The following is a 26,860-nucleotide window of genomic DNA, read 5'->3' as shown; positions in this document are numbered from 1 at the left end:
AATGTAAAAACATGAGCAAGTTTGTTGATTTCATTTTGATGGTCGCGTTTTTCGTAATTATATTTTACGCGATTGTGCAGAACCTTCCCGCGATGAGCGCGGTAATTAAATTTATTTTTAAATAAAAAAATGCGCCAAGCCGGTTTTTTTGTTTGCCAATTGCCGATTTTGTCCATCAGCAACCAATAAAAACACACAATCCAACAATGAAAAAATTCGCTTTTTTAATCCATCCAAGAGATAATTCTGATGTGACGAGACGTTTTTGGTTTACACGTTGGGCCCCTGGATTTTTGGTCGATGTAATTATGAAGTTATTACACGGAAGGGCAGGGTTCACGGTGTGTTCTAAATTTAATTTTAAAAGAGCCGGAGAAGAAGTTGAAGGATATATTATAGCTGTATTGTTGAATGGCCGACAAATGATGTCTTTGCCAATTGAAAAAGTGAGAAAAAGGGTTTTAGATGCGATTCTTTACGCGCAAAATGGGTTGAAGGTTGATGTTATTGGTCTTGGCTCACTCACTACTTCTGTTACCGATGGTGGCGAATGGGTAATAAAGCAACCAGGGATAAACCTTACAGTAACACATGGGGATACTTTTACGGTGGTGATCGCTCAACAAGGGATAGAAATGATTTTGCATAAATTCAAATTTGACCCTTCGCGGGACAAGGTTGCGGTAGTAGGAGCTTATGGTTTGATTGGGCGAGAACTTTGTGTATTTTTGGCGCGAAAGGGTTATCGACTGACATTAGTTGAAAGTATTCCCGAGAAAATTGAACTGATTAAAAAAAGAATGGCAAATGAAGGATTAGAACAATATATTTCAACAATCTCGACCAACATAAAAACGATTTCCAATGCTGATTTTGTGATAACGGCGACATCCCATCCTTCATATTTATTGGAAAAAGAAGATTTAAAAACGAATGCCGTGGTTTATGATATTGCTCAACCGATGAATCTTAGCCGCGCGGTTGCCAAACAACGATCTGATATTTTTAAGATTGATGGTGATTATGTTGATATAACCGGTATTGATTTAAAATTTCCGATGGGTCCGCCCATGGGAAGCACATTCGCTTGTTTTACCGAAACCGCGATGATCGCGCTTGAAGGGGATAAAAGGCATCATGTTGGTCATATTGATGAATCATTTATCGAAACAACAAATAAATGGGGTAGGAAATATGGTTTTTACCATGCCCCATTTACATCGTTTGGAAAACAAATATCAATCAGCGGTTTTAAAAAATATGTTTAATGCGGTGTACATTCTCATCCCTTTAATTAGCGGAATATCTGCCTTGTGGCTTGGTATAATTGTTTTGTTGAACAATAGAAAATCGAATATTAACAAGGCACTTTTCCGTGCGATTGTTTGCATTTCTATCTGGTTGTTTGCAACTACTTTTATGCTTTTGAGCAAAGATGTTGGGTCACAAGTTTTTTTTGATAGATTTGCGTATGTTGGTGTTGTTTTTATACCAATTACAATCTATCATTTCGGACTAGCTGTAGCTAAAATAAATCGTAAAAAAACACTTGCGAATGGTTATGCTTTGTCTTTAATCTTTTTATTATTAATTCAGACAGATTATTTTATTAATGGGGTTTATCAATATCCGTGGGGGGTTCATTCGCAAGCGAAGGTGTTTCATAATTTATTTATAGTTTATTTTATTATTTATATAGTAATGTTTTTTAATACTATTTTTTCATATCGTAAAAAAATAACAGGGGTTGAAAAAGCTCAAGCAAATTATATATTAGTGGCTTTTTTAATTTTGAACTTAAGTTCTTTGGCGTTTTTACCTGCTTACGGAATTGATATCCCTCCTTTTACATATTTATTTGCCGTTTTCTGTGTTCTTATATTGACGCTTGCGATTACGAAATATCATTTATTTAATACCAAAGTTATTCTTACGGAACTTTTGGTAATTTTTATGGGATTTGTGCTTTTAGCAGTTCCATTTTCAATGCCAACAATTACTTTGAGGATACTTACTGGTGTAGTTTTTGTTTTATTCTGTATATTCGGCTATTATTTGATAGAAGTCGCGCATAAAGAGAATGAAAGAAGGGAGTATGCCGAAATGATGGCTGCGGAAGAAAGATTCCTTAGAGAAGAAGCTGAAAAAGCGGCAGTATTGGAACGGGAGTTGCGGCGCAAAGCGGAAGCATTGGCGGATGAATTGCGTCGGTTGGATGGTGCTAAGACACAATTTTTGCTTTCCACTCAGCATCATTTGCGTAGCCCTCTTTCGGTGGTCCAAGGATATTTGAGTATGATCGATGATGGAGATTATGGTAGAATACCGGCAAGGGCCAAAGAAAAAATTGATGCTTCGCTCAAAGCGACACAAAAATTGATTCATTTGGTTGACGATCTTTTGGATGTGGCCCATTTCAAGATGAATAAGGGCGTGGTTGCCAAGGAATTGACTGATGCTATAAATTTGATTGGTGGAGTGGTGGCTGATTCGGAAAAACTTGCGCAATTAAAAAATATATATCTGCGTTTTAAAAAACCGGCAACGCCGGTACCTCCTATTGTTATTGATGCGCGTGGTATAAAAGAGGCGATTTATAATATTATTGACAATGCTATTAAATATACCCAAGAGGGCGGAGTTACCGTTGCTGTCGCTGTTGCTACGGATAAGTTGCGCATATCGGTTGCCGATACGGGTATTGGGATGGATAAAAAAGACCAGCAAGGCCTGTTCGGCCGCACTTTTGAACGTGGCGAAAAAGCTAGAAATGTCAATGTCAATGGCAAGGGTATTGGGTTATATTTGGCGGCGCAGATGATCAAGGGCAACGGCGGTACGATTCGCGTTGAATCGTCTGGTTGGGGGAAGGGAACGGAATTTATCATTGAATTGCCGATGAACTCGGACAAGGAGAACCCGGCGGCGATTTTACCGCCGGCGCCGCGGCGAAATAAATTTGGAAATTCGCAAGCTTGATTTTTCGCAATTTAAGCCGGGAGGGGTTTATTTTTGGTTGGTTTGGTGCTATTTTGTATATATTGAGAGCGTAGAAAAACTATATTTCAATTGCAATTTTCATCTTTCGGCTGCGAAAAATTCGTCAGTCGGCGGCAGACTTTAAGCCAAGTATGCCTTCTCCTTCCTCATTTTTCTCGCTCGAAATCTGAAAATTTCGTTCTGAAAATAGTTTTTCCACGCTCTCATATTAAGGAAAAATATGGAACCATTATCGACACACTATAATCCCAAAGAATCGGAAAAAAAACATTACGAAAATTGGGAAAGGAAAGGTTATTTTAACCCGGATAAGTTCAAAGCAAGATCGAAAAAAGTGTTTTCGGTCGTTTTGCCGCCGCCCAATGTCACGGGAACCCTTCATATGGGCCACGCGTTGAATATTACCATTCAGGATGCCATGGTGCGCTATCATAGAATGAAAGGGGATGCGACGGTATGGATACCGGGGACCGATCACGCCAGCATTGGCTTGCAAAGTACTTTGGAAAAAAGGCTGCGCAAGGAGGGGGTCAGCCGTTTTGATCTTGGTCGGGAGAAATTTATTGAAAAAGCATGGGAATGGCGCGAGCAGTACGGTAACATTATTTTGAACCAGATTCGCGCAATGGGGGCGTCTTGCGATTGGTCGCGCCTTAAGTTCACGATGGATCCGGATTATGTTGATGCGGTTGAGGCCGCTTTTATCCATTATTACCAACAGGGATGGGTTTATCGCGGCGAAAGAGTGGTTAATTGGTGTCCGCGATGCGGTACCTCGATTTCGGACCTTGAGGTGGATTTCGGTGAAGAATCGTCAAAGCTTTGGTATCTGAAATACCCCATTGCGGATAGCGGAGGCGGATTTATTACCGTTGCCACGACCAGGCCGGAAACCATGCTGGGCGATACCGCGGTCGCGGTTAACCCCAAAGACAAGCGCTTTAAGAGTTTGGCGGGCAAATTTGCGGTTTTGCCCATTGTTAACCGGAAAATTCCAATTATTGCCGACAATGCCATCGAAATTGGTTTTGGGACGGGCGCGGTGAAGGTGACGCCGGCGCATGATTCAAGCGACTGGCAAATCGGGCAACGCCATAAGTTGCCGATGATCTCGGTGATTGACGAAAGGGGCAAGATCAACCAGAATGGCCCCGAGTCATATCGCGGATTAAAGGCGGCGGAAGCGCGCGAAAAAATAGTTGCCGAATTATCGTCTTTGGGTTTGGTGGAAAAAATTGAGGATTATACTCACCAAGTGCCGAAATGTTCCCGCTGCGGCGCGGGTATCCAACTGATTCCTTCCAAGCAATGGTTTTTAAAAATGGACGAATTGGCAAATAAAGCGTTGAAAGCCGGAAAATCAGGCAAGGTCAAATTCCATCCCAAGCGCTGGCAAAATACCTATTATTCATGGTTAACGGAGCCGCGCGACTGGTGTTTATCGCGCCAGCTTTGGTGGGGGCAGCGTATGCCGGTTTGGTTTTGCCAGAATCGCCCCGAAGAATATTTTGCGGCTAAAACCGCGCCCAAGGTTTGCCCGATATGTAAAAATTGTCAGCCAAAGCGCAGCGAAGATGTATTCGATACTTGGTTTTCTTCGGCATTATGGCCAATGGCTGTATTCGGTTGGCCAAAGGCGACCAAAGATTTTAAGAAATTTTTTCCAACTTCGGTGCTTACAACCGGAAGGGATATCATCAGCATTTGGGTGTCTCGGATGGTATTTTCGGCATTGGAATTTACCAAAAAATCACCGTTCGCGAATGTTATGATCAATGCCATGGTGCTCACCAAGGATGGCCGACGGATGTCAAAATCGCTTGGCACCGGGATTGATCCAATGATGTTGATTGAAAAATACGGAACCGATGCCACGCGTTTCGGCTTGGCTTGGCAGGTGACCGAATCCCAGGATATGCATTTCAATGAAGACAATATGGTTTCCGGAGGGAAATTCTGCAATAAAATATGGAACGCGGCCAAATTTATTTTGTATCAACTGGGAGACGGTAAAAGATTATATTCCGCCAGCGTTAAGCCGCCGGCGGTTTCCAAAGCGGATCGTCGGATACTGGCCGGGCTGAAGAAGATTGCGTTGTCGACGGAAAAGCGCATCAATAAATATGAATTCGGCCATGCGATTCGCGAACTGTATGAATTTTTTTGGCACGAGTTTTGCGATATCTATATTGAAGCCGCGAAAATTCAGATTAACCGTCCGAAAAACAAGCTCGCGGCCGAACAAACAAAATCAATTCTGATTTTTACTTTGGCGAATTTGCTGAAATTGATGCATCCGTTTATGCCGTTCATCACCGAAGAAGTTTATCGGTTTCTGCCGGTCAAAAATAAGAAAGATATGATTGTTGAATCTTGGCCGGAAATGAAGTAAACTGAAAGATTATGAAAAACAAATTATTTCGAACTCTTGTTGGCGACTTGCCGGCCGCGGTTGGCCAAACCGTGCGAATTTGCGGTTGGGTGCAAACCGTGCGTGCGCACGGCAAAGTTATTTTTTTCGATTTGCGCGATCGGAGCGGTGTTATTCAAGCTGTTGTTATCCCTAAAATGGCTGATTTTGATTTGGCCAAGGATGTGCGGTCCGAATGGGTGGTCAGTTTGGCGGGAACCGTTAACGCGAGGCCGGCGAATATGGTTAACGATAAAATCGCCACCGGGGGGATTGAATTGTTCGTGGAAAGCATGGAGGTTCTGTCGAAAGCCGAAACTTTGCCGATTACCATTGATACTGATGGTTATGATATTTCCGAGGATAAGCGTCTAAAATACCGTTATCTGGATTTGCGGCGCGAACGCTTGCATCGCAATCTGGTGGTGCGCCACAAGGTGATTAACTTTATGCGGCAATTTCTGACCGGCCAGGGGTTTATAGAGGTGGAAACGCCGGTATTGACCAAATCGACGCCCGAAGGCGCGCGCGATTTTTTGGTGCCGGCAAGGTTGCAGCCGGGTAATTTTTACGCTTTGCCGCAAAGCCCCCAGCAATACAAGCAATTATTGATGGTCGGCGGGTTGGAGCGTTACTTTCAGGTGGCGCGATGTATGCGCGATGAAGATCCGCGCGCGGACCGGCAAGCCGAGCATACCCAGCTTGATGTGGAAATGTCGTTTGCCGACGAAGATGAAGTTTTGGATTTGGCCGAAAAGATGTTTGTCGCGCTTGTGAAGGATTTGTTCCCGGAGAAAAAGATCAGCCAGATTCCGTTTCCGAGGTTGACATGGAAAGAGTCAATGGAAAAATACGGCAACGACAAGCCGGATTTGCGCAAAGATAAAAATGATCCGAATGAGCTCGCGTTTTGTTTTGTAACCGATTTCCCGATGTTTGAATGGCTTGCCGGAGAAAAGAAATGGAACGCCATGCACCATCCTTTTACCAAACCGCGCACCGAAGATCCGGAGGAAATCAAGGCATGTCCGGAAAAAATCATGGCTTACCAATATGATATGGCGTTAAACGGCTTTGAAATATTTTCCGGCAGCCTTCGGAACACGAATATGGAAACTTTTACCGCGGTATTTGAGGTGGTTGGCCATACGCCCGAAGAAACCAAGAAACAATTTTCGCATTACTTTGAGGCTTTTTCTTATGGCGTGCCGCCGCATGGGGGCATGGCACCGGGTATTGACCGTTTCCTGGCGGTGATGTTGGGCGAACCGAATATCCGCGAAGTAATGGCGTTTCCCAAAACGGGCGATAACCGCGATTTGATGCTCGCGGCGCCTTCGGAAGTTTCCGCGGAACAGTTGAAAGAGCTTGGCATTTCGATCATTAAAAAAGAACCTGTTAAATAATTGGAAATCGAGCGATGAAATCAAAAATGATAAAACCTTCTCCGGCACCTCTGCCGGAATTAAAACTGCGGAACCGAAAAGACAATCGTGGAAGCGTGTCGGAGGTTGCGGAAAGACTGTTGATTTTTATTGTTGCCGGATTGGCCGGCGGATTGGCATGCGCCGCGATCAATGACGGACAGTCAAGTTTGGAAAATTATTTATACGCGCAAGCGTCGGCGCCGATCGGCCAGATGGATTTTTTTATGCCGGAGAAAAAAGCGGCGCCGAATTTATATCTTGATGCCAAAGCGTCGGTTTCGTTAAGGATCGGCGCCACCGGCCGCGAAAAAACAATATTCAAGAAGAACGCCGACGAGGTTCTGCCGATCGCGTCATTGACCAAATTGATGACCGCGGCGGTTGTGTTTGAAAATCCGAATCCGTATGTTTTGGATAGGCAGATTATGGTCAGCGAGGCCGCGGCCGCCCAGAATGATGTGCCGGTATTCGGGAATTTACAGGCGCGGGAAACTTATACCGTCCGACGGCTTTTAAATTTGATGCTTTTTTATTCAAGCAATGACGCAGCCTATGCTTTATCGGAAGTTATGGGGAATGACGAGTTTATCGCCGCGATGAATAAAAAGGCGCAATCGCTTGGACTTGAGGATACGGTGTTCTACAATTCGAACGGATTGGATATGGATGACGGGAATACCAACCATTCCAGCGCCGCCGACCTGATAATTTTAGTGAAATACATACTTGAAAATCATCGGGAAATTTTCTATTTTACGATCCGGTCCGATATGTATCTTACCGAGAATGGTATTTTTAATATTAAATTATGGGACGGCCAATCGTTGATTGGCGGCAAGACCGGTTATACCGAGAAAGCCGGGGGATGCATGGTTTTGATTGTCGAAAATCAAAAAAATCAACGATACATAAATATATTGCTTGGTTCGACTTCGCCGGAGACGCGCGTTGCGGAGATGCAAAAGTTAATCAATTTCGCCAACAATAACGATAATTAGCCGGGCCGTTATGACTTTATTCACTTTTAATATCATACGAATGCTTGCCTTTACCGCGCTGACTTCGGTTGTCGCTTTTTTAGCCGCGCCCTACCTGATCCGTTTTTTGAATCGCGTTAAATTTTGGAAAAAAAATGCCCGCAACAAAACCATAACCGGCGAGGAAGCTTCGGTCTTTTTATCGCTTCATAAACTGCGCGAAACGACGGTGCCGCGCGGCGGCGGTTTGTTGATTTGGCTGTCGGTCCTGGCGGTGACCCTTTCGGTGTGGGGAATCACAAGTATTCCTGATCAGATTTGGGTGAATTTGGGCATAACGCATCCTTGGTGGTTCTCGTTGCTTGATTTTTTTACTCGGCGCGAGGTTTGGCTGCCGCTGTTTACTCTTGTCGCCGGATCATTGGTGGGTTTGTTTGACGACGCGCTCACGGTTTACGGCGGCGGAAAATATGTCGGCGGCGGAATCAGTTTCAAACGGCGCTTGATGATCGTTGCTTTGATCGGCTTGACCGGCGGTTGGTGGTTCTATTACAAATTGGGCTACACTACGATGCATATCCCGCTTTTTCTTAATTTTCCGGCCGGCCTTGATGTTCCTGTCGGCATATTTTATATACCGTTATTCGTGGCGGTAATGCTGGCATCGTGGGCCGGCGGGGTGATTGACGGACTGGATGGTTTGGCGGGCGGAGCTTTCGCGTCTATTTTCGCCGCGTTTGCGTTAATCGCGTTTTCCCAAGGAAAAGCCGACTTGGCCACTTTTTGCGCCATTATTTGCGGCGCTTTGTTCGCTTTTTTGTGGTTCAATATTCCGCCGGCAAAATTTTATATGGCGGAAACCGGAGTTTTGGGACTTACCTCGACAATGACCGTAGTCGCGTTTCTTACCGATTCGGTGATAGTTTTGCCGATAATTGCCGGCTTATTGGTAATGGAGGCCGGTTCGGTGATAATCCAGCTGATTTCCAAGAAAATATTCAGGAAAAAAATTTGGCTGTCAACGCCGATTCACCATCATTTTGAGGCGATTGGCTGGCCGGCGCACCAAGTAACGATGCGTTTCTGGATATTGGGCATAATTTTCGCGGCTCTTGGCGTGGCCATTCGTTTGGTGGGGTAATCATAAAAAAATGGAATTGGAATTATTGCAAGAAAAATATCCGAAATTTATCTATGAAAGCTACAATTGGGAGATTGGAGGCGGTGATTTGACCGCCAATTTTTCTTTTACGATGGGAAATATAAAATTCAACCCCGGTATAATTATCCGCAAGGTCAACTTGGCGCAAATTGAAAAAATCGGGAAATCGGAAATTTCGAATTTGATTTTCAATATAGGTTTGGCGGAGATTCCCAGTTATTGGAAAGCGGCTTGTCCGCCAAAGATTGTCGTTAAGGCCGGCTATATGGATAAGGGACAAATAAAGTTTTGGCAGGATTTGATTTTTAATATGGGCCAGTTTTTTTATGAAAATGAATTGCCGTTTTTAAAGCCTGAATTTGAAGTTGTCGCGCAAAAACAGAAAATCGCGCCGATTCAAAAACGATTTTCCGGTCGATACTTGGTGCCGATGGGCGGCGGCAAAGATTCGCTGGTTACCTTGGAATTGCTTCGCGCCAAAAATAAAGAAATCGAAACATTTACTTTAAACGCGAACGCGGCTTTAAAAAAAGTGATCGCGGTATCCGGCGCAAAAAACATTTTTGTGGAAAGGCGCATCGACCCGAAACTGGTTGAATTGAACGGGCAAGGATATCTAAACGGCCACACGCCGTTTTCATCGATCTTGGCGGCGCTGGGAGTCGGCTTGGCCGCGCTTTATGGTTATAAATATGTCGCGATATCGCAGGAACGCAGTTCCAGCGAGGGGAATGTTGAATATCTGGGCCGGGAAGTGAACCATCAGTATTCGAAATCATTCGCTTTTGAGAATAAATTCCGCGCTTATTCCAAAAAATATCTGGCAAAAAATATTGAATACTTCAGTTTTTTGCGCCCGCTTTACGAAATTCAAATTTCCAAGATATTTTCCCGTTATCCGGAATATCGGCAGAGTTTTTTAAGTTGCAACAAGCCATTCACGATTTCCGCGCGCGAAAACGGCCAAGATTTCGGATGGTGCGGCCGCTGCTCCAAGTGTTTGTCTATATTTGCGATGTTGTATCCTTTTATCGGCAAATTCGCGGCGGAAAAAATCTTCGGTAAAAATCTTTTTGAAGACTCGGAATTGTTGCCGGTAATGCTTCAGCTTTGCGGCCAATCGGGTTGCAAGCCTTTTGAATGTGTCGGTACGGCGAATGAAACATTGGCCGCGTTTTATTTGTCGCTTTCAAACACCGAAGGCGCCAAGCCTTGTCTTTTGGCTTATTTTGAAAAAAATATTTTACCCAAATATCCAAGACTTGAATCGCAATCAAAAAAAATTATTTCGTCGTGGAACGGATCGCACAACATACCGGAATCGTTAGTCCCAGCCGTGGAAAGAGCCGTTTTGGAGTAATCCATTGAATCGGCCGCGCCTTCGGCGGAGCCATATATTGTGGATAACTCTGTTTGACAGTTTGTCGCGGTAAGGTAAAATAAAAAGGTAACGGCAGTACAGTACATTAATAATTCGCGGTTTCTAAATAATTTTTGAAAGAAAGATAATTGTTTGGATGAAGTTGCTTTTCCGCAACAAAAGGAAAGGCAATTTCAGGGAATGATTGCCGGAGCCAAAATTATTTTAGAAATTATCTCATCGGCAAGGATGCGAAAGCACCCGAGCATGTTAAGGAGAGCTCTGCGGAACGCTTCCGTTAATTGTTTTGAAATCAATTTCAAGACAATTAAGGGGAGCGGGCCGGTATCTCTCCTTAGATTTGGTTTAAAACGGCTTTTCCGAAATGTTTTTTTGATGTTAAAATACAAAATGAAAATATGGATTTAAGCATATATAATGGTAAAAAAATATTGATTTTAGGATTGGGCCGGGAAGGGGTGGATAGTCTTAGGTTCTTTTTAGACAACTGTCCGAAAAACGAGATTGGAATCGCGGATAGCTCCAATATGGATAATTTGAGCGAACCGGCAAAAAACTTGATCGCGAAAAATCCCGATATAAAAACTTTTTTAGGCGAGAATTATCTTTTGAGTTTGGAGAGTTACGATGTGGTCGTAAAAACTCCAGGTATTCCAATTCATCTTCCGGAAATAGAACAAGCATACGCGCGGGGCAAGATTACATCTCAAACGGAAATTTTTTTTAACTTGTGCCCGGGGACTATTGTCGGAATAACCGGTACCAAGGGCAAGAGTACAACCTCATCGATAACTTGCGCGATTCTCAAAAGAGGGGGTGCCAAAGTCCAATTATTGGGGAATATCGGTACGCCAATGCTTTCTTATCTTGATGGAGCGGACAAGGAAAGCATATTTGTTTGCGAGTTATCGGCGCATCAATTGTATAATTTAAAGAAAAGTCCGCATATCGCGGTCATTTTAAATATATATCAAGAGCATTTGGATTATTACAATAACTTTAGAGAATATATTCGCTCAAAAGCGAATATAGCTATTCATCAATCAAAAGAAGATTGTTTGATTTATGATTCCGGCAATCTTGAAGTTAAATCGATCGCAAGCGAATCGTTGGCGCGAAAAATCGCTTTTAATGAATATAGCTGGAATTATGCCGGTAAAACCAAATTGATTGGCAAATTCAATTTGGAAAATGCCAAAGTCGGCGCGATAATCGGGAGAATTATCGGTGTTGGCGATAACGATATTAACGCCGCGATCGCGGAATTCGAACCTCTTGATAACCGGCTGGAATTTATCGGAAATTTTTTCGGTATCGATTGTTACAATGATTCTTTATCGACGATTCAGGAAAGCGCGGTGGCCGCGATTCAGGGATTGGGAGATCGGGTGGAGACGCTGATCGCCGGCGGATTTGATCGCGGCCAGCCTTTTGAAAAATTAGCCGAGGCGGTTCTTAAGGGAAAAATTAATACACTGATTCTTTTTCCCGTTACCGGCCAGAGAATATGGCGGGAAATCGAAAAAAAAGCGTTAGTTCTGGGCGAGAACGAAAGATTGGCTCAAATCGGCCATTATTTCACCGATAATATGGATAAAGCGGTTGATCTGGCGATCGCCCGAACCGGTCCGGGCCGGATTTGCTTGCTTTCCGCGGCTTCGGCAAGTTTTAACGGATTCAAAGATTACGCCGACCGCGGCGATAAATTCAAGCAGAGCTTGGCTAAGATCAATAAACCGAAATGACCAAAGAACAGCCGAAAAACCCGGATTTTGTTTTGTTGGCGGTAATCATAACTATGATGGTTTTGGGTATTTTGATATTGTCCAGCGCGTCAGCGATGTTGGCGCAATCCAAATTCCATTACAGTTATTATTTAATCAAGCATCAAGCGATGATGGGGATACTTCCGGGCTTTTTTTTGGGATTTTTGGCTTATAAGATACCTTTGGGCTTGGTGCGCAAATTCGCCCCATTGTTTCTTTTGGCCGCGGTTTCTCTTCTAATTTTGGTTTTTGTGCCGGGTTTTGGATTTTCTGCCGGCGGAGCGCAACGCTGGATTCATCTTGGATTCGCTTCGATCCAGCCATCGGAAGTGTTGAAATTGGTTTTTATCGTGTATCTTGCCAGTTGGCTGTCTTCGCGGATCGCCGGACGCAAAAATTCCAAAACCGATTTTAGCAATACATTGGGAGCTTTTTTGCTTGTTATCGGTTTGGTTGGTTTCTTGTTGCTCAAGCAGCCCGATCTAAGTACTTTTGGCATTGTGGTTGTGACCGCGTTTGCCATGTATTTTCTTTCGGGCACCCCGTTGCGCCATACTTTTTTGATGGTTGGCGTCGGCGTGTTGGCGCTTTTGGTTTTGGTCTATTCCGAGCCTTACCGCCTTGATCGGCTTTCATCGTGGCTTTCTCCGGAGTCGGATCCGTTGGGAAAAAATTTTCAGGCCAACCAGGCGCTGATTATTGTGGGGTCGGGCGGTGTTTTTGGGCAGGGGTTGGGTTCATCATCGTCAAAATATACTTTATTGCCCGAGCTTATCGGCGATTCGGTTTTCGCGCCCTATGCGCAGGAATTGGGCTTTGCCGGCAGTCTTTTATTGGTGGGGTTGTTCGTGCTATTTGCTTGGCGCGGTTTTTCTGTCGCTCGGGCCAGTAACGATAAATTCGAATATCTTTTGGCTTGCGGGATAATTGTTTGGATAACATTGCAGGCGGTGATCAATATCTCTTCCACGACGGGGTTGATTCCGTTGAGCGGTATTCCGCTGCCGTTTATAAGCTATGGCGGGACGGCGATCGCGGTGGAACTTGCCGCCGCCGGTCTTCTTTTAAACATTTCCCGCCAATCCCGTTCCTTATAAATAAACAAAGGGAAAGGGAAGGGATTTTAAAATGGACTAAAATGGCGTATAATTTGCTTAAGGGTTAACATAAAACCAATGAAGATAATTTTTACGGGCGGTGGCACGGGCGGGCATATTTATCCAATCGTGGCGATAGTCCGCGAGATCAAGAAAAAATACGGTACGGATATTCAACTTTCCTATATCGGCCCGAAGGATAATTTCTGCAATGTGGTTTTGGCGCGGGAGCGCGTGAAGGTACGGCACATACTTTCGGGGAAAATTAGGCGCTATATGGATCCTCTGTCCATAATTCAAAATGTTATTGACACGCTGGTTAAAGTGCCTTTGGGAGTTCTGCAATCATTTTTTTTGCTTTTTTTAATGAACCCGGATGTGGTTTTTTCAAAAGGCGGTTACGGCTCTTTTCCGGTGGCGTTTTCGGCTTGGATGCTTGGCATTCCGGTTTTACTGCAGGAATCAGACAGTGTCCCGGGGCTGGTAAGCAAAAAAACTTCAAAATACGCCGCGGCTATTTTCGTTTCTTTTCCCGATACGGAAAATTTTCCGCCGCGTAAGGTGGCGCTTGTCGGCAATCCGGTGCGCCGGGAAATGGTTGACGGGTCAAAACAGGAAGCCGTTCAAGCTTTGGGGATTATCGGAGACCGTCCGATAATATTGATTATTGGCGGGTCTCAAGGCGCGCGGAGGATCAATGACAAGATTTTGGACGCAATGCCCGAACTGCTTAAATCTTACGAAGTTATTCATATCACCGGGCCAAGAAACATTAACCAGATAATGAAGGAATCAAAAATCACGGTCGGGTCCGAAGCTTTGGGATATTATCATCCGCTTGGATTTGCCGATGAGCGGGCGCTTGCCAACATTTACGCCGCCGCGGATTTAATTATCAGCCGCGCCGGATCGGGGAGCGTGTTTGAGATTGCGGCGGTAAAAAAACCCAGCATTCTGATTCCCTTGCCGGAATCGGCCCAGGACCATCAGGTAAAGAACGCTTATGCTTACGCGCGAGCGGGCGCGGCGCTGGTTATGGAAGAAAATAATTTTACCAGCCATTTGTTTTTGGAAAAAATTCGAGAGCTTTTGGGGTCAGCCGAAACTTTAACCGCGATGTCTGAAGCCGCGGCGCAATTTGCCCGTCCAAACGCCGCTTTAACGATCGCGGATTATATTGTAAAGTTCGCGAATAAGTGATAAAAAATAAGCGCCAAAGGATGGATCAAACATATGGCTGACGAAAATAAAAAAATAAAAAAAACAGTGCGGGTGAGGATGCCGCCTTCGCCAACCGGATATATGCATATCGGAACTTTGAGGATGGCGCTTTTTAACTATCTTTTTGCCAAACAGCGCGATGGCGCAATTATTTTACGGATGGAAGACACCGATAAAGAGCGTTCAAAAAAGGAGTTTGCCGACGATATTCTTGATGGTTTGGAATGGCTCGGGCTTGGATGGGATGAGGGGCCGTTTTATCAAACGCAAAGAGGGGAGTTGTATAAACATTATCTGCGAAAATTGCTGGATGAGAATAAAGCCTATTATTGTTTTTGCTCGCAGGAGGAACTGGAAGCTCAAAAGCAATACCAAATGTCGCGCGGCGAAGCGCCGGCATATTCGGGGAAATGCGCTCATCTTGCCGAGAGTGAAATCAACGATTTGATCGCTCGGGGGAAAAAATATGTCATCAGGTTTCGCGCGGAAAATAAAAAAATAAAATTTAACGATTTGGTGCGGGGCGATATCGAATTCGATACCGGACTGACCGGCGATTTTGTGATTGCCAAGGATATGGATAACGCGCTTTATAATTTTACGGTCGTGGTTGATGATTTTGATATGGGGATTACCCATGTGATCCGCGGCGAGGATCACATTTCCAACACTCCCAAGCAGATATTGGTTCAGGAGGCGCTGGGGATTGCCCGGCCCGAGTACGCGCATTTGCCAATTATTATGGGCGCGGATCGCAGCAAGCTTTCCAAACGCCATGGCGCGGTTGGGATAACCGAATACCGCCGCCAGGGTTATTTAAAGGAAGCCCTTATAAATTTTACCGCTTTTTTGGGATGGAATCCGGGAACGGAAAAAGAGATTTACTCGATGGAAGAATTATTGCGGGATTTCTCCCTGGATAAGGTGCAGAAAGGGGGAGCGGTGTTTAATCCGGTTCGCTTGGATTATCTTAACGGATTATATATCCGCCGGGAATCAATCGATGAATTGGCCCGGCTTTGCGTACCTTATTTTATCGGAGCCGGCTTTATCGCCGAAGAGATTAACGATGGCGTTTCGGTTTATAAAAACGCGCAAACAGGGGAGCGGGTTGATTTTGAATTCATAAAGAAGATAGTTTTATATCAGCAATCGCGAATGAAAAAACTTGCCGAAGCCGCGGAATCATCAGGCTATTTTTTCGCGTCTGGATTGGAATACGAAAAAGATTTGCTGAAATGGAAAGAAGCATCTTTCAGCGAGATTGAGCTTGCTCTTGACAAATTATTATATTTGTTTTCAAAAATAGAAACGGGGGAATGGGGAAGGGAAAAATTGGAACAAGTTGTTTTGCCGCAAATTGCGGAATTCAACTTATCGCGCGGATTGCCGGAAAAAGACCGGGGTTATCTGTTGTGGCCTTTGCGGGTTAGTTTGTGCGGGCAAAAAATGTCCATTGGTCCGTTTGAAATGGCGGATGTTCTCGGCAAGGAAAAAACTATGGCAAGAATAACCGCCGCCAAAGAACTTATTGGCGGTTCAATATGCGGACAGACTTTGTTCAAGCAATAATTTTCGGCGCGTTTAAACTGGCGCTGTTGGCACTGTTGGTGGTGTTGGGTATTGTTTTTATACCCGATGAATTTATGGATCGCGTCGCCGGCGGAATTGACGGCACGGTGAATTTTTTGCAGGGCGAGACGGCCAAGCGGGCGCCGGCAATCGCGCGAGACGCTGCGCGGCAATTTGAAGAGACAAAAGCCGACGCGGGGAATATCTGCCAATCATTCAAAGAGGAATATTATCCCGCGGTCGGTGATTGGTTTGCGGGATTTTTTGGTTATAAGATTAAATAGGGAAATGCGTTTACGGATCGAAAGATGTTAAATCACGCGCGGAAGACCAGCCAAGGGCAATGTCGCACAATATAGGTTAAGCGGCGTTGTGGCGCCAAATAAAGCCAAAACCCGGATTTTGCCGAATTTCACGGTTTTCATCCGCTAATCGCGCGGTTAAACCCCTCTTGGTCCGGCGGAGCGCTTCTCCGCTGAAAAGATCATGGATTTTCATAGTCTTTACTTGATTGCATCGTGAAAATTTAAATAAATTTTTTTATTATGACAATCGATAATTACTTCACCCTGTTTTATTCTAATGAACGAATCTAACAAAACCATAATAAGCCATATCCCCGATTTTCTTGATTATTGCGAGATTGAAAAAGGCCTTTCGGAGAATACCCAGAAAAACTACCGGAGATATCTGCAAAAATTCATTTATTGGCTGGAAAACACCCGAAAAGACCAAATTCTGCCGCATCAGCTTACGAGTGGCGATGTTTGGGCTTACAGGGTTTATCTGTCGCGTTTTAACGACCCTCGGGGCCATTTATTGGCTAAAGCCACACAAAACTACTACTTGATCGCTTTGCGGGCCTTATTGGGCTATTTTACGGCCAAAGATATAATTTCTTTGCCGGCGGATAAGATTTCGTTGCCGCGCGATGTGAAAAAAGAGAAAACCGTGAAGTTCTTGAATTTGGATCAAGTGGAAAAACTTTTATTGGCGCCGGATATCAACACTGAAGCCGGTATCCGCGACCGGGCGATTTTGGAGTCGCTTTTTTCAACCGGATTGCGCATCGCCGAACTGGTAAGTTTGAATCGCGAACAATTCGCCAATCTTAAAGAAGGCAAGGAACTCGAACTGGGTATTATCGGCAAGGGCAAGCATCCGCGCACGGTTTATTTTTCAAGCCGCGCCTTGGATTGGATAAGGAAATATATTAAAATCCGGGATGGTCATTGCGACAAAACCGAAAAAGCTCTGTTTATTAATTTTCACACTTCCGATAGCGCCGAAAGGCGGCTTACGAGCCGGTCGATTGAGCGCTTGGTAAAGAAATACGCGATTTTGGGCGGCGTGCCGATGTTTACGACCCCTCACACGCTGCGCCACTCAATGGCCACCGATCTTTTGATGCAAGGAGTCGACTTGAGAACCATTCAGGAATTTTTGGGCCATCAAAATATCATAACAACGCAAATTTACACGCATGTGACCAACAAGCATTTGCGCGATGTCCATCGCCAATTCCACAGCGGCCGGCATTTGAAAGAAAAATAGGAATTTGATGCCATAAAAAATCGCCTTCAGCCGGCGATTTTTATTATGAATGCAATGTCGCACAATATTATTTTAAATTTCGATGCCTTTAAGGAAAGCATCAATATCATTTCCCAAATCCCGGCCGTTATAGCCGCCCTCAAGAACGAAAAACATCGGTTTGCTTAATTTTCCGATTTCTTTGCCGATGTTGTTATAATCTTTTGTTTCCAGTCCAAGCGAAACTATATCCCCTTGGTGTCCGTCAAATCCCGCGGATATCGCGATCAATTCGGCGGAATTTATTTCGTTTTTATTTTCAAGCAGCGCGGTTTTAAGGGTTTTTAGATATAATTTACCTCCGCATTCGGCTTCCAACGGATAATTCCGGCAATTATCGTACGATCGGCCGCCGGTTTGCGGAAAAACATTTTTTCGGTGAATCGAAATATAAACTGTTTTTCTATCGCCGGAAAATATTTCCTGCGTGCCGTTGCCGTGATGCGCGTCAATATCAATGATTATGGTTTTTTTAGCCATTTTTTTTACGGCGATGGCGATATTGTTAAAATAGCAAAATCCGCGCGTAACCGCGCCCAGCGCTTTTCCGTTGACTCCGCAATGGTGGCCTGGCGGCCGCATTAGTGAAAATCCGTTGGTTTTGGCGGCGGCGATTGCCGCGCCGGCCGCTAATCGCGCGTACTGGCGGATATTGTCGTACGCGGGCGTGTCCGGATCATCGACCGCGCCATTTTCCACGGCTTCGATGTATTCTTTGGCGTGCGCGCGCGAAATTTCCTCGTCGCCGGCCGCGACGGGTTCGATAAACTCATATTTTTTGTTTTTTAAAATTTGCGCGGCCGTCAAAATCCGTTCCGCGTTTTCCGGTCCGGTAATCCCGCCGTATTCCAAGCACTTTTCCGAATAGATAATCTTTGTTTTCATAAGAAATCCTAGAATTTAACCGGAATTATTAATTGCTTGTTATTTTCTTGAAGGCCCGAAGGATTATCATTTTTTAACAATAAACTTCCGGTGGCGGTTGCCGGGGCGGTAAATTCAATGGTCGCGCGGAAAGGCACGAAATCTTCGGTCATCCATTCGCCTTGCGCTTGCGCGGGAACGATTCCCAGTTGTTGTCCGTTCGCGTCTATGATTTGCGCCGGGAACGAGGCTTCGAAATACCATGTGCCGCGCGCTTTGCCGGTAATTGTCAACGGAGATTTGACGATTTCGTTGGGCCGGGGCGCATCGACCGCGATTAAATCGCTCATTTCATTGGCATTGCCGATATTCTCGGTGAAATGTTTGCCGTCGGGCGTGCCGCATTGCCGCGGATAGGATTCCATAATCATATTTCCGGCCGCGACACATTCCTCGAAACTGGCTATTGGCGCGGTTTTGATTGGTTCGCTTTGCGTTTTTGTGTTTTGCCAAATCAGATAGGATCCGCCAACAATCAAAAATAACGCGATTATCGTGACCAATAATTTATCCATATTTTTTTAATTGTTTTAATTATCTTGAATTGCGGAACCGTTAGATTCAAAATGCAAAGCGTTTCGTAATCCAAAGTTATTCGCCATTTTTCGCTTGTTTCTAGGCATTGGCTTTGATTTCGATCACATCGCCATCTTGGACGATATATTCTTTGCCTTCGGTGCGAATCAGGGCTTTTTCGCGGGCCTGGGAGAATCCCCCGGCGCTCAAAAGGTCTTGCCAGTTGACCACTTCGGCGCGGATGAATTTTTTTTCAAAATCGGTATGAATTGCGCCGCCGGCTTGAGGCGCGGCACTCCCCTTCTTTAATGTCCAGGCGCGGGTTTCGTCCGGGCCGGTGGTGAAAAATGTGATCAGATTCAAAAGCTCGTATGATTTTTTGATCAATAAATCCAAATTTTCGCCGTTGGGCAGATCGAATTCTTTTTTTTCTTGCGGCGTCAAACCTTCGCCTTCATTCTCGCCCAAAATATCAATGATAATATAAGACCAGCCATTCTTTTTAAAAGTTTCTAAAACCGCGGGATCGATTTCCGCTTCAACGCCGTTCAAAACATAGAGCCGCGGTTTCATCGTTAGTAATTGTAGATGACCGATAATTTTTTTCTCATCGCCGCTCAACGCCATCTCGGATAAAATATTTCCTTGTTCCAGAAGCGGTTTGATTTTGGTCAAGGCCGATGCTTCTTCTTTCGCGCCCGGTTTATTTCCGCGCGTTTCGCTTTCCGCGCCGTCCAGCCGTTTGGAAACGGTTTCCAAATCTTTTAACGCCAATTCGGTATCCAAAATATCCTTGTCGCGCAAGGGATTAACCGAACTTTCAGTGTTGACGATTTTTTCGTTTTTGAACGCCCGCAAAATATACAGAATCGCATCGGTTTCGCGGATGTTTTGCAGAAATTTGTTGCCCAATCCTTCGCCCGTGGACGCGCCCTTGACCAACCCGGCAATGTCCACGAATTCCACGGTGGTAAATATTTTTTTGACTGATTTTGTCAGTTCGGCCAGTTTGTCGACGCGTTCGTCATTGACCGCCACCACGCCGATGTTCGGATCAATGGTGCAAAACGGATAATTCGCGCAGTCCACCTGCTTTTTGGTGATAGTTTTGAATAATGTGGATTTGCCAACATTGGGCAATCCCACAATTCCGACATGAAGAGACATAGAAATAAAATTTTCAATTTTCAATTATCAATTTTCCCGCCAAAGGACGGATCCGCCTCCGGCGGACATTGAATTTGCAATGAAACAATTTTCAATTAAAAATGAGTATCAATATTTTTTGATTATGGCCTGTTTTAACCCAAAATTCAAGGTGCGGATTTAGGCGACTTCCATAAATAACTTCTACACCATACCCGCATCTTTGCTTCATATTTCAATTTTCCTTGGTCGCAATATTTCCGCCGTAGCCCAAGCTACGCCTCGAATATTGCTCGGGCGGAAAAATTGAAATCTGAACCAAATCTGCGGGCAATATATGGAAGTTATTTATGGAAGTCGCCTTAGGATAATTGCCTTAACTTATCTTCAAATTCCTTGTAATCGCCTAAGTGGGTTTTCATTAAGCTTTTCCAGAGCTTGCCGTGGTTTGGGATGTGATAGTGCAATATCTCGTGTACGATTACATACTGGCCAAGGGTGCGGTCCATTCCGAGCAACTCCGCGTTGAAGGTAAAATAACCATTAGTGGAACAGCTTGCCCATTTGCGGGTCATTGGTCTAACGGTGATCTGTTTCACTTTCACCTTGAATTTATCGGCGTTCAAATAGACCTCTTCCTTAAATTCCCGCTTCGATTCCCAAGTTTTTACTGGTTCCTTTGTCATTGACAAGTTCTTGCGATTGTTTCAATGATCGCAGCAGTAATTTTTTTCTGGTCAACAAGAGATAAGCCCAATGATTCCAGCCGGCTGTATAAATCATTTCTCAAATCCCGGGTCAGTTTTTCGCTTTTGGCAAATTCCGGATAGCCGCCGGTTATTGATTCCAAATCCTTAACCGCTTCCATATCCACGATTTTCTCGCTAGCCAAAACATCGCGGATAAACCAGGCGACGCTGGAAATACCTTCTTTTTGTTGTTTTTCGCTGCGCTCCGCTTCGCCTTCGGCTAATTCCAACAGCTGCTTTAAAGCCTCTTGCGTGGTCACTTGGCGGCTTGTATAGGCATCCATGATGTCTTCGGCCCGCTCTTTGACCGAAATTAGCACCGGATCGCCGGATTTTTCTTCGGCCAACCGCTGAATAGTCTTTATGAGGTTGATAATTTTTACTTCATCGGGCTGATTCTTTCCCTTTATGATCTCAATCCCCTTCTCGTCAAGTTTTATTAATTCCGTCCCAAGCTTAACCGGGCTGCTTTGTATTTGTTCGCGTACAAGGCCGGCAGTCTTTTTTAGAAATTCGGTATCATATCGGACTTGTTTTGCAAATGCGTTGCGGACAATCTGATACATGCTTGCCAAGGTAGTGTATTGATCAAGATATTGCCGCAGGAAAGGATCAGGCGAAATTATTTCGTAAATCATTTCGATTTCGTTGTAGAGCTTGAAAAACGCCTTCCGTTTTTCTTCATCTCGGAAATGCTCAATTAAGACACCTGCCATTCGGTCATTGAACGGCCCTGTTAGCAAATCAAAATACTGCTTAGTGTCCTCGTCCAGCTTTTTCACGAATTGGGTTTTAAGCAGAGATAAATCTTTAATAATCGCGTTAATTTCATCGCTGTCAAACGAGAGCGCTTTCTCCAGTTTGTCAAAAATACCCACGAAATCCAAAATAAATCCGTGCGGCTTTACCATCTTCATCGTTTCATTTTCATAGGGCCGATTAACGCGGGCAATGGTTTGCAATAACGCATGATCGCGCATTGGCTTATCCAAATACATGCAATACAGAATTGGGGCGTCGTATCCGGTTAAAAGTTTTTCGGTAACGATTAAAATCTTTGGATTAGCGCCGAATCTGGTGAAATCACGCCTAACTTCCTTTTCTTTATCTTCGTCGAGGGTAAATTCCTTTAACAGTCTGGAATCGTTGTTATTGCCGGTATAAACCACTTCGCTCCATTCTTTGGGAAGATATTTATCCAGCTCTTGCTTGTATAAGGCGCAGGCTTCCCTATCTACCGCTACCACAAACGCCTTGTAGTTCATCGGTTCGATATATTGCTTGAAATGGTCGGCAATAAACTTACCCACTTTTTCAATGCGTCCTTGACCTTTTAGGAAGTTTCTCGTATTCACCGCTCGCTCCAATATCGCGTTTAACTCCTCAATATCGGTAATCCCGTGCTTTTCGGCCAAATTCAAAAATTCCCGTTCAAGGGTTTCCTTGGGAACCAGCATTTCATTGGGCGCCAATGAATAATAAAGCGGCAGAGTTGTTCCGTCTTCAATACTTTCACTGATGCTGTATTTATGTAGATATCCTTTGGCATCATCAATACCGAAAGTTTTGAATGTTCCTCTCCCGTATTGAGTTTTATCAATTGGTGTGCCGGTATAACCGATAAATGTGGCCTTGGGCATAGCCGCCATCATAAAGGTTCCCAAATCGCTGCCGGTAGTGCGATGCGCCTCATCGATTAAAACAAAAATGTTTTTCCGAGTATTCAAATTTGCCGGTAATCCCCGGAATTTGTGGATCATGGTAATAACAATTCCGCGGTAATCAGAGTGTAAAATATCAACCAAATCGCTGATGCTCCCCGCTTTGCGAACATTTTTAATCCCCGCGGCAGTTAAATTACCCTCCATTTGCCCCTCCAACTCGTTTCGATCCAGCATCATTATTACCGTTGGCTTATCCGCGGCGCTTGATTTAAATAAAAGCTCGGCAGTTTTGATCATTGTAAATGTCTTGCCTGATCCCTGGGTGTGCCAGATCAACCCGTGCGCTTTTTCCTCGCCTAATGCTCGTTTTAACACTGCCTCCACGGCATTCGCCTGATGCTCCCGCAAAATGATTTTGGAGAGTGTTTCATCCTTCTCAATAAACATTATGTATTTCTCGATAATGTTTAAAATATGCTCTATGTTGAAAAATGTTTTGATTTTATATTCCAAATTATCCGCGCCGCCCTTGTTGCTGTGCCAGGCCGTAGCCTTTGGCGAAGGCTGGCCCTTCCAAACAAAGATATTGCGCCGTTCCGTATCCCAAGTTACGCCATATTCAAGTCGCATTCCTTCGCTGGCAACAAAACCTTGCTCCAGAGCCAATAGTTCGGGCGTTTCGTGATGGTAGCGCCGGATCTGGTCCAGCGCTTTATCAATCCCCTCGGTCGTGGTCAGATTCTTGCATTCCAAAACAATCACTGGGATCCCATTGATCAAAAACACAATATCCTGCCGGTTTCCATAACGGCCATTGGAAAATGAAAATTCATCTGTCACCTCAAACACATTCCGTTCCCAATTTTCAAAATCAATCACCGTCACATTCCGTTCCCGCTTTTCATTTTCATCATAAGCCGTGCTTTGCCCCCGCAATGCCAAAAGCATCTGCCGATTACCTTCAATTCTGGGCAATATCACCGGCAAACTAAAATTTTCCGCCAACCAAGGATTAAACTCCCGCAACTTCGGCATCAAAACTTCCAAATAATATGGTTGTTTTTTATATGCATCATCGCCTTTGTTTGAAATAGTATCATCGACGGCGGATCGTCGAGTATCGCTTTCATCGCGACCAACATATTTCCATCCAATTTCCGTGGCGTATTTAATTATCCGTTCCTGCACTGATTTTGACTCCGTAGGTTTCATATATTAATTTCGGCTAGTTTGTAATTCGTAATTTTATAATTTTCTTTGAATTACGAAACTCCTAAAAAATGCTAAAATGACACCAGAGCCGGCGACTGGTAAACCGCCGACTCAACACCAACATGAAAGTTGTAATTCCATTTTACAACGAAATCAGGAAGGTGGTAAGTATTTTTTCACAACAATTAAAAATTGACAAGCTCACAAACAAAACCGGTCGAAAATTGGCGTTGCCGATAATCACAGTCTTATCGCTGGCGATATTCAAACAAGCCGGCGGTATCGCTACCAAAAAATCATTATTCACCATTTTCAATCTTCACAAAATCTGCTCCTACAAAACATTGGTCATGAGCATCAATCGTTGGGCAATTCTGGCATTGCGATTAATGTTTATTATCATGAGGATGAGCAGGAAAAACCAACACATTATCAAACACATTGATTCCACCGATATCCCCGTTTGTTTGTTCAAAAATGCCAACAAACACAAAGTGATGAAAATGTTCGCCAGTTTCGGCAGAAGCGCAAAAGGTACCTATTTCGGCTTAAAAATGCACCTGATCGCGGATTTCAAAAGGCAAATACTGGCCATCAAATTCACTTCCGCGAATGTTGACGACCGCGATGTCGTTATCAAATTATCCAAGAAATTGAACGGCGTGTTCATTGCCGACGCCGGATATGTTTCCGAGAAATTGCAAAGAAAATTCCACCGCGCCCGCAAAAGAATTTTGCTGGTGAAAGCCAGAAACAACATGAAAAAAATCATCACTCAATTCCAGAAAAAATTATATGATACCAGAATGATCATTGAATTGAATTTTCGCAATTTGAAAATGTTCTACGGGCTGATTACCAGCCTCCCCAAATCAGTGGACGGATATTTGTCCAATTATATCTACAGTCTGCTGGCTTATCAAATTATTTAGTTGTGAACCGTGAAAAAACTTACCGCAATCGAATGTTTTCCGCCAAACCCCGCGACGCGGGCAGGTTTTTGTTTCGCAATCGTTTTTCTTTAAAAGCGGGTTTCGTAATTCAAAGTAATTTTCTTTAATCCATACATAATAATCGTCAATATATTTTGGAGAAAGATGATTGAGTATTTGTTTTCCGGCAATCGTTAGTCCATAAAAACTAGGGAATAGAGCGGAAGCATCAATGTTCCCGTTTACCAACTCGTAAAAAAAATTTTTATCAAAATATTGTATCAATATCTTCTTTTTTTCAGGATTTTGTAGTGTTTGAGTCATACTGTTTGGCAAAAAAATATTTAGACCTTGTAGTTTTTGCAAGTCTTCAAAATCAATTTTTATAAGATCAACTATTTTACTGGCTGGTTGATTTCCCGTAAAAAGAATCATCGGTAAATGCCTTTTCCCAATTAACAGGCTTCCGATTCTTTCAAATAATGCAAGTTCATTTTTACCTAAGCTTCTTAAAACTTGCAATGTACTCATTGAATAAGTACCTGGATTATTGTACTCTCCAGCAATAATTCTTGATATCAAATCCTGCATTTGTTCATTAGATACTTCTTTGGAATGTTCGAGTAGGCCCCAAAATACATCATTATCTTCAGTTATTTTGCTTTCCGTTGCAGTGATCATCCCTGCGCTTTTAATCATAACCTTACCGAGATTATCATATTGACGCTCTAATTTTTTTGCTTCCATTAAAATCCATTTCGGGGCTTCTATCTGCCACCTTCGGCTTACTTTTTCAGCCGCAACAACATTTTTTACTTTCATTATTTCCTCGCTTAAGCCGAGCTTTAGCAATACAAACTGAACAAACCCCCTTGCTAAAGGATTTATTGATTGATCAATTAAATTATCGATTGATTTCGGGATTATATTTGCCATAAATTTAAAAATTTACCTTCCGGTCGCCGCTCATTAGTTCGTGGAGAAGGGTTTTAAAAAGATTCTGATAAGCGGATAATCTATTTTGAATAGTTTCAATTTTTTTATCAATTGAATATAAAATATCAGCGATTTTTTCTTGTTCTACGATATCGGGCGTATAAAATTCTATTTCTTCAAAATTGGATTTATTCAAAATTGGAAGTGTAACCTTTGCTGATTTACTTTCAAGAATTTCACGATAAAAAATCAAAAGATAGTAAACGAATAAATAATTAAAATCATCGTTAACTGCAATTGCATTTATTTGCTGATTAAATGCCGTTATTTCATCCTGGGTTATTCCAATTTTTCCTACATTGCCAATGCAACCAACCAATAACGAATTTTTAGGTACCGATCGCGCAACCATTAGACCCTCTTTTGTAATTTTACGATGCGCGGTGTCGATAAATAAAGCATCTGTTAAATCCGCCGGCGATACTAATTTATAGGGCTCGCCATAATATTCAAATTTTTTTGTCGACGGTGTATTTCCAGTAACAATTTTACCAAATTTTCTTATCTTATTTGTTGCCCAACTATCAGGAATCTCGCCAATTTCGGTCATTTTGGTTTTTTCGCCTTTCGTGCCGTGCGTAAAAAGGAATTGCATCATGCTCTGTTTCAATTCTTTGAGCTTGGCAATCAACTTCTCTTGCCCTGCAATCGCCTCCTGCACCGTTGTCAGTATATTAGCAACAACTTTCTGTTCGAAAATACTTGGTACAGACAATCTCTTTTCTTTCAAAATTGAATAATGGCGATTGTAGCCTTTACTTGGGATATTGATATTTAGAAGTTGGTAGTAAAAAAATTTAGGATCAAATTGACTATTTGGTTTTATAATTTTCGTTCCGTCTGCCCCTAAAGCAATTAAAAAGTCTATATATTTTATAATTCGCGTATGATCGCCAAAAATAACGAAAGGCTGAATTTCGGAAATTACTTTATTTTTGTCATTTGTAAATCCAGCAATTTTTGACTTGCCTTGATCAACAATAGGATAACTTCCCGATTTCAAATAATCCCTTTCCTTAATTTGCCTATCTCTGCCGATTATCACCCTCTCTAAACAATTTTGAAAAGAAATTATTTCCCATTCTTTTTTTGTTTGATTTTTGGTTTTCATAGGG

At 43.5% G+C, this 26,860-nt stretch carries 21 protein-coding genes; 14 read left to right on the top strand and 7 right to left on the bottom strand.

Annotated elements, in window-relative coordinates:
* The first annotated feature begins 206 nt into the window (after positions 1-206).
* The 13 genes from L7H18_03245 to L7H18_03185 all read left to right on the top strand — a co-directional run bounded on the left by L7H18_03245 (position 207) and on the right by L7H18_03185 (position 17,567).
* Positions 207-1,268 (top strand): hypothetical protein, encoded by a 1,062-nt coding sequence (locus tag L7H18_03245; protein ID UMX47442.1) that lies wholly within the window; start codon positions 207-209, stop codon positions 1,266-1,268.
* Positions 1,195-2,979, top strand: a complete 1,785-nt coding sequence (locus tag L7H18_03240) for an ATP-binding protein (protein UMX47441.1) — start codon at positions 1,195-1,197, stop codon at positions 2,977-2,979. The genes L7H18_03245 and L7H18_03240 overlap by 74 nt, the downstream gene beginning before the upstream one ends.
* Positions 2,980-3,220: 241 nt before the next feature.
* On the top strand, positions 3,221-5,392 hold the full coding sequence (locus L7H18_03235; GenBank protein UMX47440.1) for a valine--tRNA ligase: 2,172 nt from the start codon (positions 3,221-3,223) through the stop codon (positions 5,390-5,392).
* Between the two features lie 11 nt (positions 5,393-5,403).
* Positions 5,404-6,816, top strand: a complete 1,413-nt coding sequence (gene aspS / locus L7H18_03230) for an aspartate--tRNA ligase (protein UMX47439.1) — start codon at positions 5,404-5,406, stop codon at positions 6,814-6,816.
* 14 nt (positions 6,817-6,830) lie between these two features.
* Positions 6,831-7,835, top strand: coding sequence for a serine hydrolase (locus L7H18_03225; GenBank protein UMX47438.1), 1,005 nt, complete (start codon positions 6,831-6,833; stop codon positions 7,833-7,835).
* Positions 7,836-7,845: 10 nt separating this feature from the next.
* Complete coding sequence (locus L7H18_03220) at positions 7,846-8,955, top strand: hypothetical protein (GenBank protein UMX47437.1); 1,110 nt, start codon at positions 7,846-7,848, stop codon at positions 8,953-8,955.
* 10 nt (positions 8,956-8,965) lie between these two features.
* Positions 8,966-10,336, top strand: a complete 1,371-nt coding sequence (locus L7H18_03215) for a hypothetical protein (protein UMX47436.1) — start codon at positions 8,966-8,968, stop codon at positions 10,334-10,336.
* 419 nt (positions 10,337-10,755) lie between these two features.
* Positions 10,756-12,102 carry a UDP-N-acetylmuramoyl-L-alanine--D-glutamate ligase gene (gene murD, locus L7H18_03210; protein UMX47435.1) on the top strand — a complete coding sequence of 449 codons (1,347 nt, stop codon included), beginning with the start codon at positions 10,756-10,758 and terminating at the stop codon, positions 12,100-12,102.
* Positions 12,099-13,220, top strand: a complete 1,122-nt coding sequence (gene ftsW / locus L7H18_03205) for a putative lipid II flippase FtsW (protein ID UMX47434.1) — start codon at positions 12,099-12,101, stop codon at positions 13,218-13,220. The genes murD and ftsW overlap by 4 nt, the downstream gene beginning before the upstream one ends.
* A 78-nt stretch (positions 13,221-13,298) precedes the next feature.
* Positions 13,299-14,420 carry an undecaprenyldiphospho-muramoylpentapeptide beta-N-acetylglucosaminyltransferase gene (gene murG, locus L7H18_03200; protein ID UMX47433.1) on the top strand — a complete coding sequence of 374 codons (1,122 nt, stop codon included), beginning with the start codon at positions 13,299-13,301 and terminating at the stop codon, positions 14,418-14,420.
* A 33-nt stretch (positions 14,421-14,453) separates the two neighbouring features.
* The gene (gene gltX / locus L7H18_03195; GenBank protein ID UMX47432.1) at positions 14,454-16,013 is read left to right on the top strand and encodes a glutamate--tRNA ligase; all 1,560 of its coding nucleotides are present in this window, start codon (positions 14,454-14,456) and stop codon (positions 16,011-16,013) included.
* Positions 15,986-16,297, top strand: coding sequence for a hypothetical protein (locus tag L7H18_03190; protein UMX47431.1), 312 nt, complete (start codon positions 15,986-15,988; stop codon positions 16,295-16,297). The genes gltX and L7H18_03190 overlap by 28 nt, the downstream gene beginning before the upstream one ends.
* Before the next feature lie 298 nt (positions 16,298-16,595).
* On the top strand, positions 16,596-17,567 hold the full coding sequence (locus L7H18_03185) for a tyrosine-type recombinase/integrase (protein ID UMX47430.1): 972 nt from the start codon (positions 16,596-16,598) through the stop codon (positions 17,565-17,567).
* Positions 17,568-17,639: 72 nt separating this feature from the next.
* On the opposite strand, the gene L7H18_03180 is transcribed toward L7H18_03185, so the two are convergent.
* From L7H18_03180 to L7H18_03160, 5 genes are all read right to left on the bottom strand, one after another.
* Positions 17,640-18,491, bottom strand: a complete 852-nt coding sequence (locus tag L7H18_03180; GenBank protein ID UMX47429.1) for a histone deacetylase — start codon at positions 18,489-18,491, stop codon at positions 17,640-17,642.
* A gap of 8 nt (positions 18,492-18,499) precedes the next feature.
* Positions 18,500-19,045, bottom strand: a complete 546-nt coding sequence (locus tag L7H18_03175) for a Gmad2 immunoglobulin-like domain-containing protein (protein UMX47428.1) — start codon at positions 19,043-19,045, stop codon at positions 18,500-18,502.
* A 100-nt stretch (positions 19,046-19,145) separates the two neighbouring features.
* Complete coding sequence (gene ychF / locus L7H18_03170; GenBank protein UMX47427.1) at positions 19,146-20,213, bottom strand: redox-regulated ATPase YchF; 1,068 nt, start codon at positions 20,211-20,213, stop codon at positions 19,146-19,148.
* 341 nt (positions 20,214-20,554) lie between these two features.
* Complete coding sequence (locus L7H18_03165; GenBank protein UMX47426.1) at positions 20,555-20,878, bottom strand: M48 family metallopeptidase; 324 nt, start codon at positions 20,876-20,878, stop codon at positions 20,555-20,557.
* A complete protein-coding gene (locus tag L7H18_03160; GenBank protein ID UMX47425.1) occupies positions 20,875-23,817 on the bottom strand; it encodes an HsdR family type I site-specific deoxyribonuclease in 2,943 nt (980 codons plus the stop codon). The genes L7H18_03165 and L7H18_03160 overlap by 4 nt, the downstream gene beginning before the upstream one ends.
* A gap of 122 nt (positions 23,818-23,939) precedes the next feature.
* Between L7H18_03160 and L7H18_03155 the strand changes: the two genes are divergently transcribed.
* A complete protein-coding gene (locus L7H18_03155) occupies positions 23,940-24,749 on the top strand; it encodes a transposase (GenBank protein UMX47424.1) in 810 nt (269 codons plus the stop codon).
* Here L7H18_03155 and L7H18_03150 read toward each other — a convergent pair.
* Positions 24,690-25,685 carry a DUF2806 domain-containing protein gene (locus L7H18_03150; protein UMX47423.1) on the bottom strand — a complete coding sequence of 332 codons (996 nt, stop codon included), beginning with the start codon at positions 25,683-25,685 and terminating at the stop codon, positions 24,690-24,692. The two genes, L7H18_03155 and L7H18_03150, sit on opposite strands and share 60 nt — an antisense overlap.
* Before the next feature lie 4 nt (positions 25,686-25,689).
* Positions 25,690-26,856 carry a restriction endonuclease subunit S gene (locus L7H18_03145; protein UMX47422.1) on the bottom strand — a complete coding sequence of 389 codons (1,167 nt, stop codon included), beginning with the start codon at positions 26,854-26,856 and terminating at the stop codon, positions 25,690-25,692.
* Positions 26,857-26,860 lie beyond the last annotated feature (4 nt).

This window comes from Candidatus Nealsonbacteria bacterium DGGOD1a, assembly GCA_022530585.1.
In the GTDB taxonomy this organism is placed as follows: Bacteria; Patescibacteriota; Minisyncoccia; order Minisyncoccales; family UBA5738; genus UBA5738.
This window is presented reverse-complemented; position numbering and strand designations above follow the sequence as displayed.

What these genes read in the sequence shown, in the direction of transcription:
- L7H18_03165 (UMX47426.1), bottom strand. Translation starts at nt 20,878, where the DNA reads ATGACAAAGGAACCAGTAAAAACTTGGGAATCGAAGCGGGAATTTAAG.
- L7H18_03150 (UMX47423.1), bottom strand. Translation starts at nt 25,685, where the DNA reads ATGGCAAATATAATCCCGAAATCAATCGATAATTTAATTGATCAATCA.
- L7H18_03145 (UMX47422.1), bottom strand. Translation starts at nt 26,856, where the DNA reads ATGAAAACCAAAAATCAAACAAAAAAAGAATGGGAAATAATTTCTTTT.
- L7H18_03180 (UMX47429.1), bottom strand. Translation starts at nt 18,491, where the DNA reads ATGAAAACAAAGATTATCTATTCGGAAAAGTGCTTGGAATACGGCGGG.
- aspS (UMX47439.1), top strand. Translation starts at nt 5,404, where the DNA reads ATGAAAAACAAATTATTTCGAACTCTTGTTGGCGACTTGCCGGCCGCG.
- L7H18_03160 (UMX47425.1), bottom strand. Translation starts at nt 23,817, where the DNA reads ATGAAACCTACGGAGTCAAAATCAGTGCAGGAACGGATAATTAAATAC.
- L7H18_03245 (UMX47442.1), top strand. Translation starts at nt 207, where the DNA reads ATGAAAAAATTCGCTTTTTTAATCCATCCAAGAGATAATTCTGATGTG.
- ftsW (UMX47434.1), top strand. Translation starts at nt 12,099, where the DNA reads ATGACCAAAGAACAGCCGAAAAACCCGGATTTTGTTTTGTTGGCGGTA.
- ychF (UMX47427.1), bottom strand. Translation starts at nt 20,213, where the DNA reads ATGTCTCTTCATGTCGGAATTGTGGGATTGCCCAATGTTGGCAAATCC.
- L7H18_03190 (UMX47431.1), top strand. Translation starts at nt 15,986, where the DNA reads ATGCGGACAGACTTTGTTCAAGCAATAATTTTCGGCGCGTTTAAACTG.
- L7H18_03175 (UMX47428.1), bottom strand. Translation starts at nt 19,045, where the DNA reads ATGGATAAATTATTGGTCACGATAATCGCGTTATTTTTGATTGTTGGC.
- L7H18_03215 (UMX47436.1), top strand. Translation starts at nt 8,966, where the DNA reads ATGGAATTGGAATTATTGCAAGAAAAATATCCGAAATTTATCTATGAA.
- murD (UMX47435.1), top strand. Translation starts at nt 10,756, where the DNA reads ATGGATTTAAGCATATATAATGGTAAAAAAATATTGATTTTAGGATTG.
- murG (UMX47433.1), top strand. Translation starts at nt 13,299, where the DNA reads ATGAAGATAATTTTTACGGGCGGTGGCACGGGCGGGCATATTTATCCA.
- L7H18_03220 (UMX47437.1), top strand. Translation starts at nt 7,846, where the DNA reads ATGACTTTATTCACTTTTAATATCATACGAATGCTTGCCTTTACCGCG.
- gltX (UMX47432.1), top strand. Translation starts at nt 14,454, where the DNA reads ATGGCTGACGAAAATAAAAAAATAAAAAAAACAGTGCGGGTGAGGATG.
- L7H18_03155 (UMX47424.1), top strand. Translation starts at nt 23,940, where the DNA reads ATGAAAGTTGTAATTCCATTTTACAACGAAATCAGGAAGGTGGTAAGT.
- L7H18_03185 (UMX47430.1), top strand. Translation starts at nt 16,596, where the DNA reads ATGAACGAATCTAACAAAACCATAATAAGCCATATCCCCGATTTTCTT.
- L7H18_03240 (UMX47441.1), top strand. Translation starts at nt 1,195, where the DNA reads ATGGTTTTTACCATGCCCCATTTACATCGTTTGGAAAACAAATATCAA.
- L7H18_03225 (UMX47438.1), top strand. Translation starts at nt 6,831, where the DNA reads ATGAAATCAAAAATGATAAAACCTTCTCCGGCACCTCTGCCGGAATTA.
- L7H18_03235 (UMX47440.1), top strand. Translation starts at nt 3,221, where the DNA reads ATGGAACCATTATCGACACACTATAATCCCAAAGAATCGGAAAAAAAA.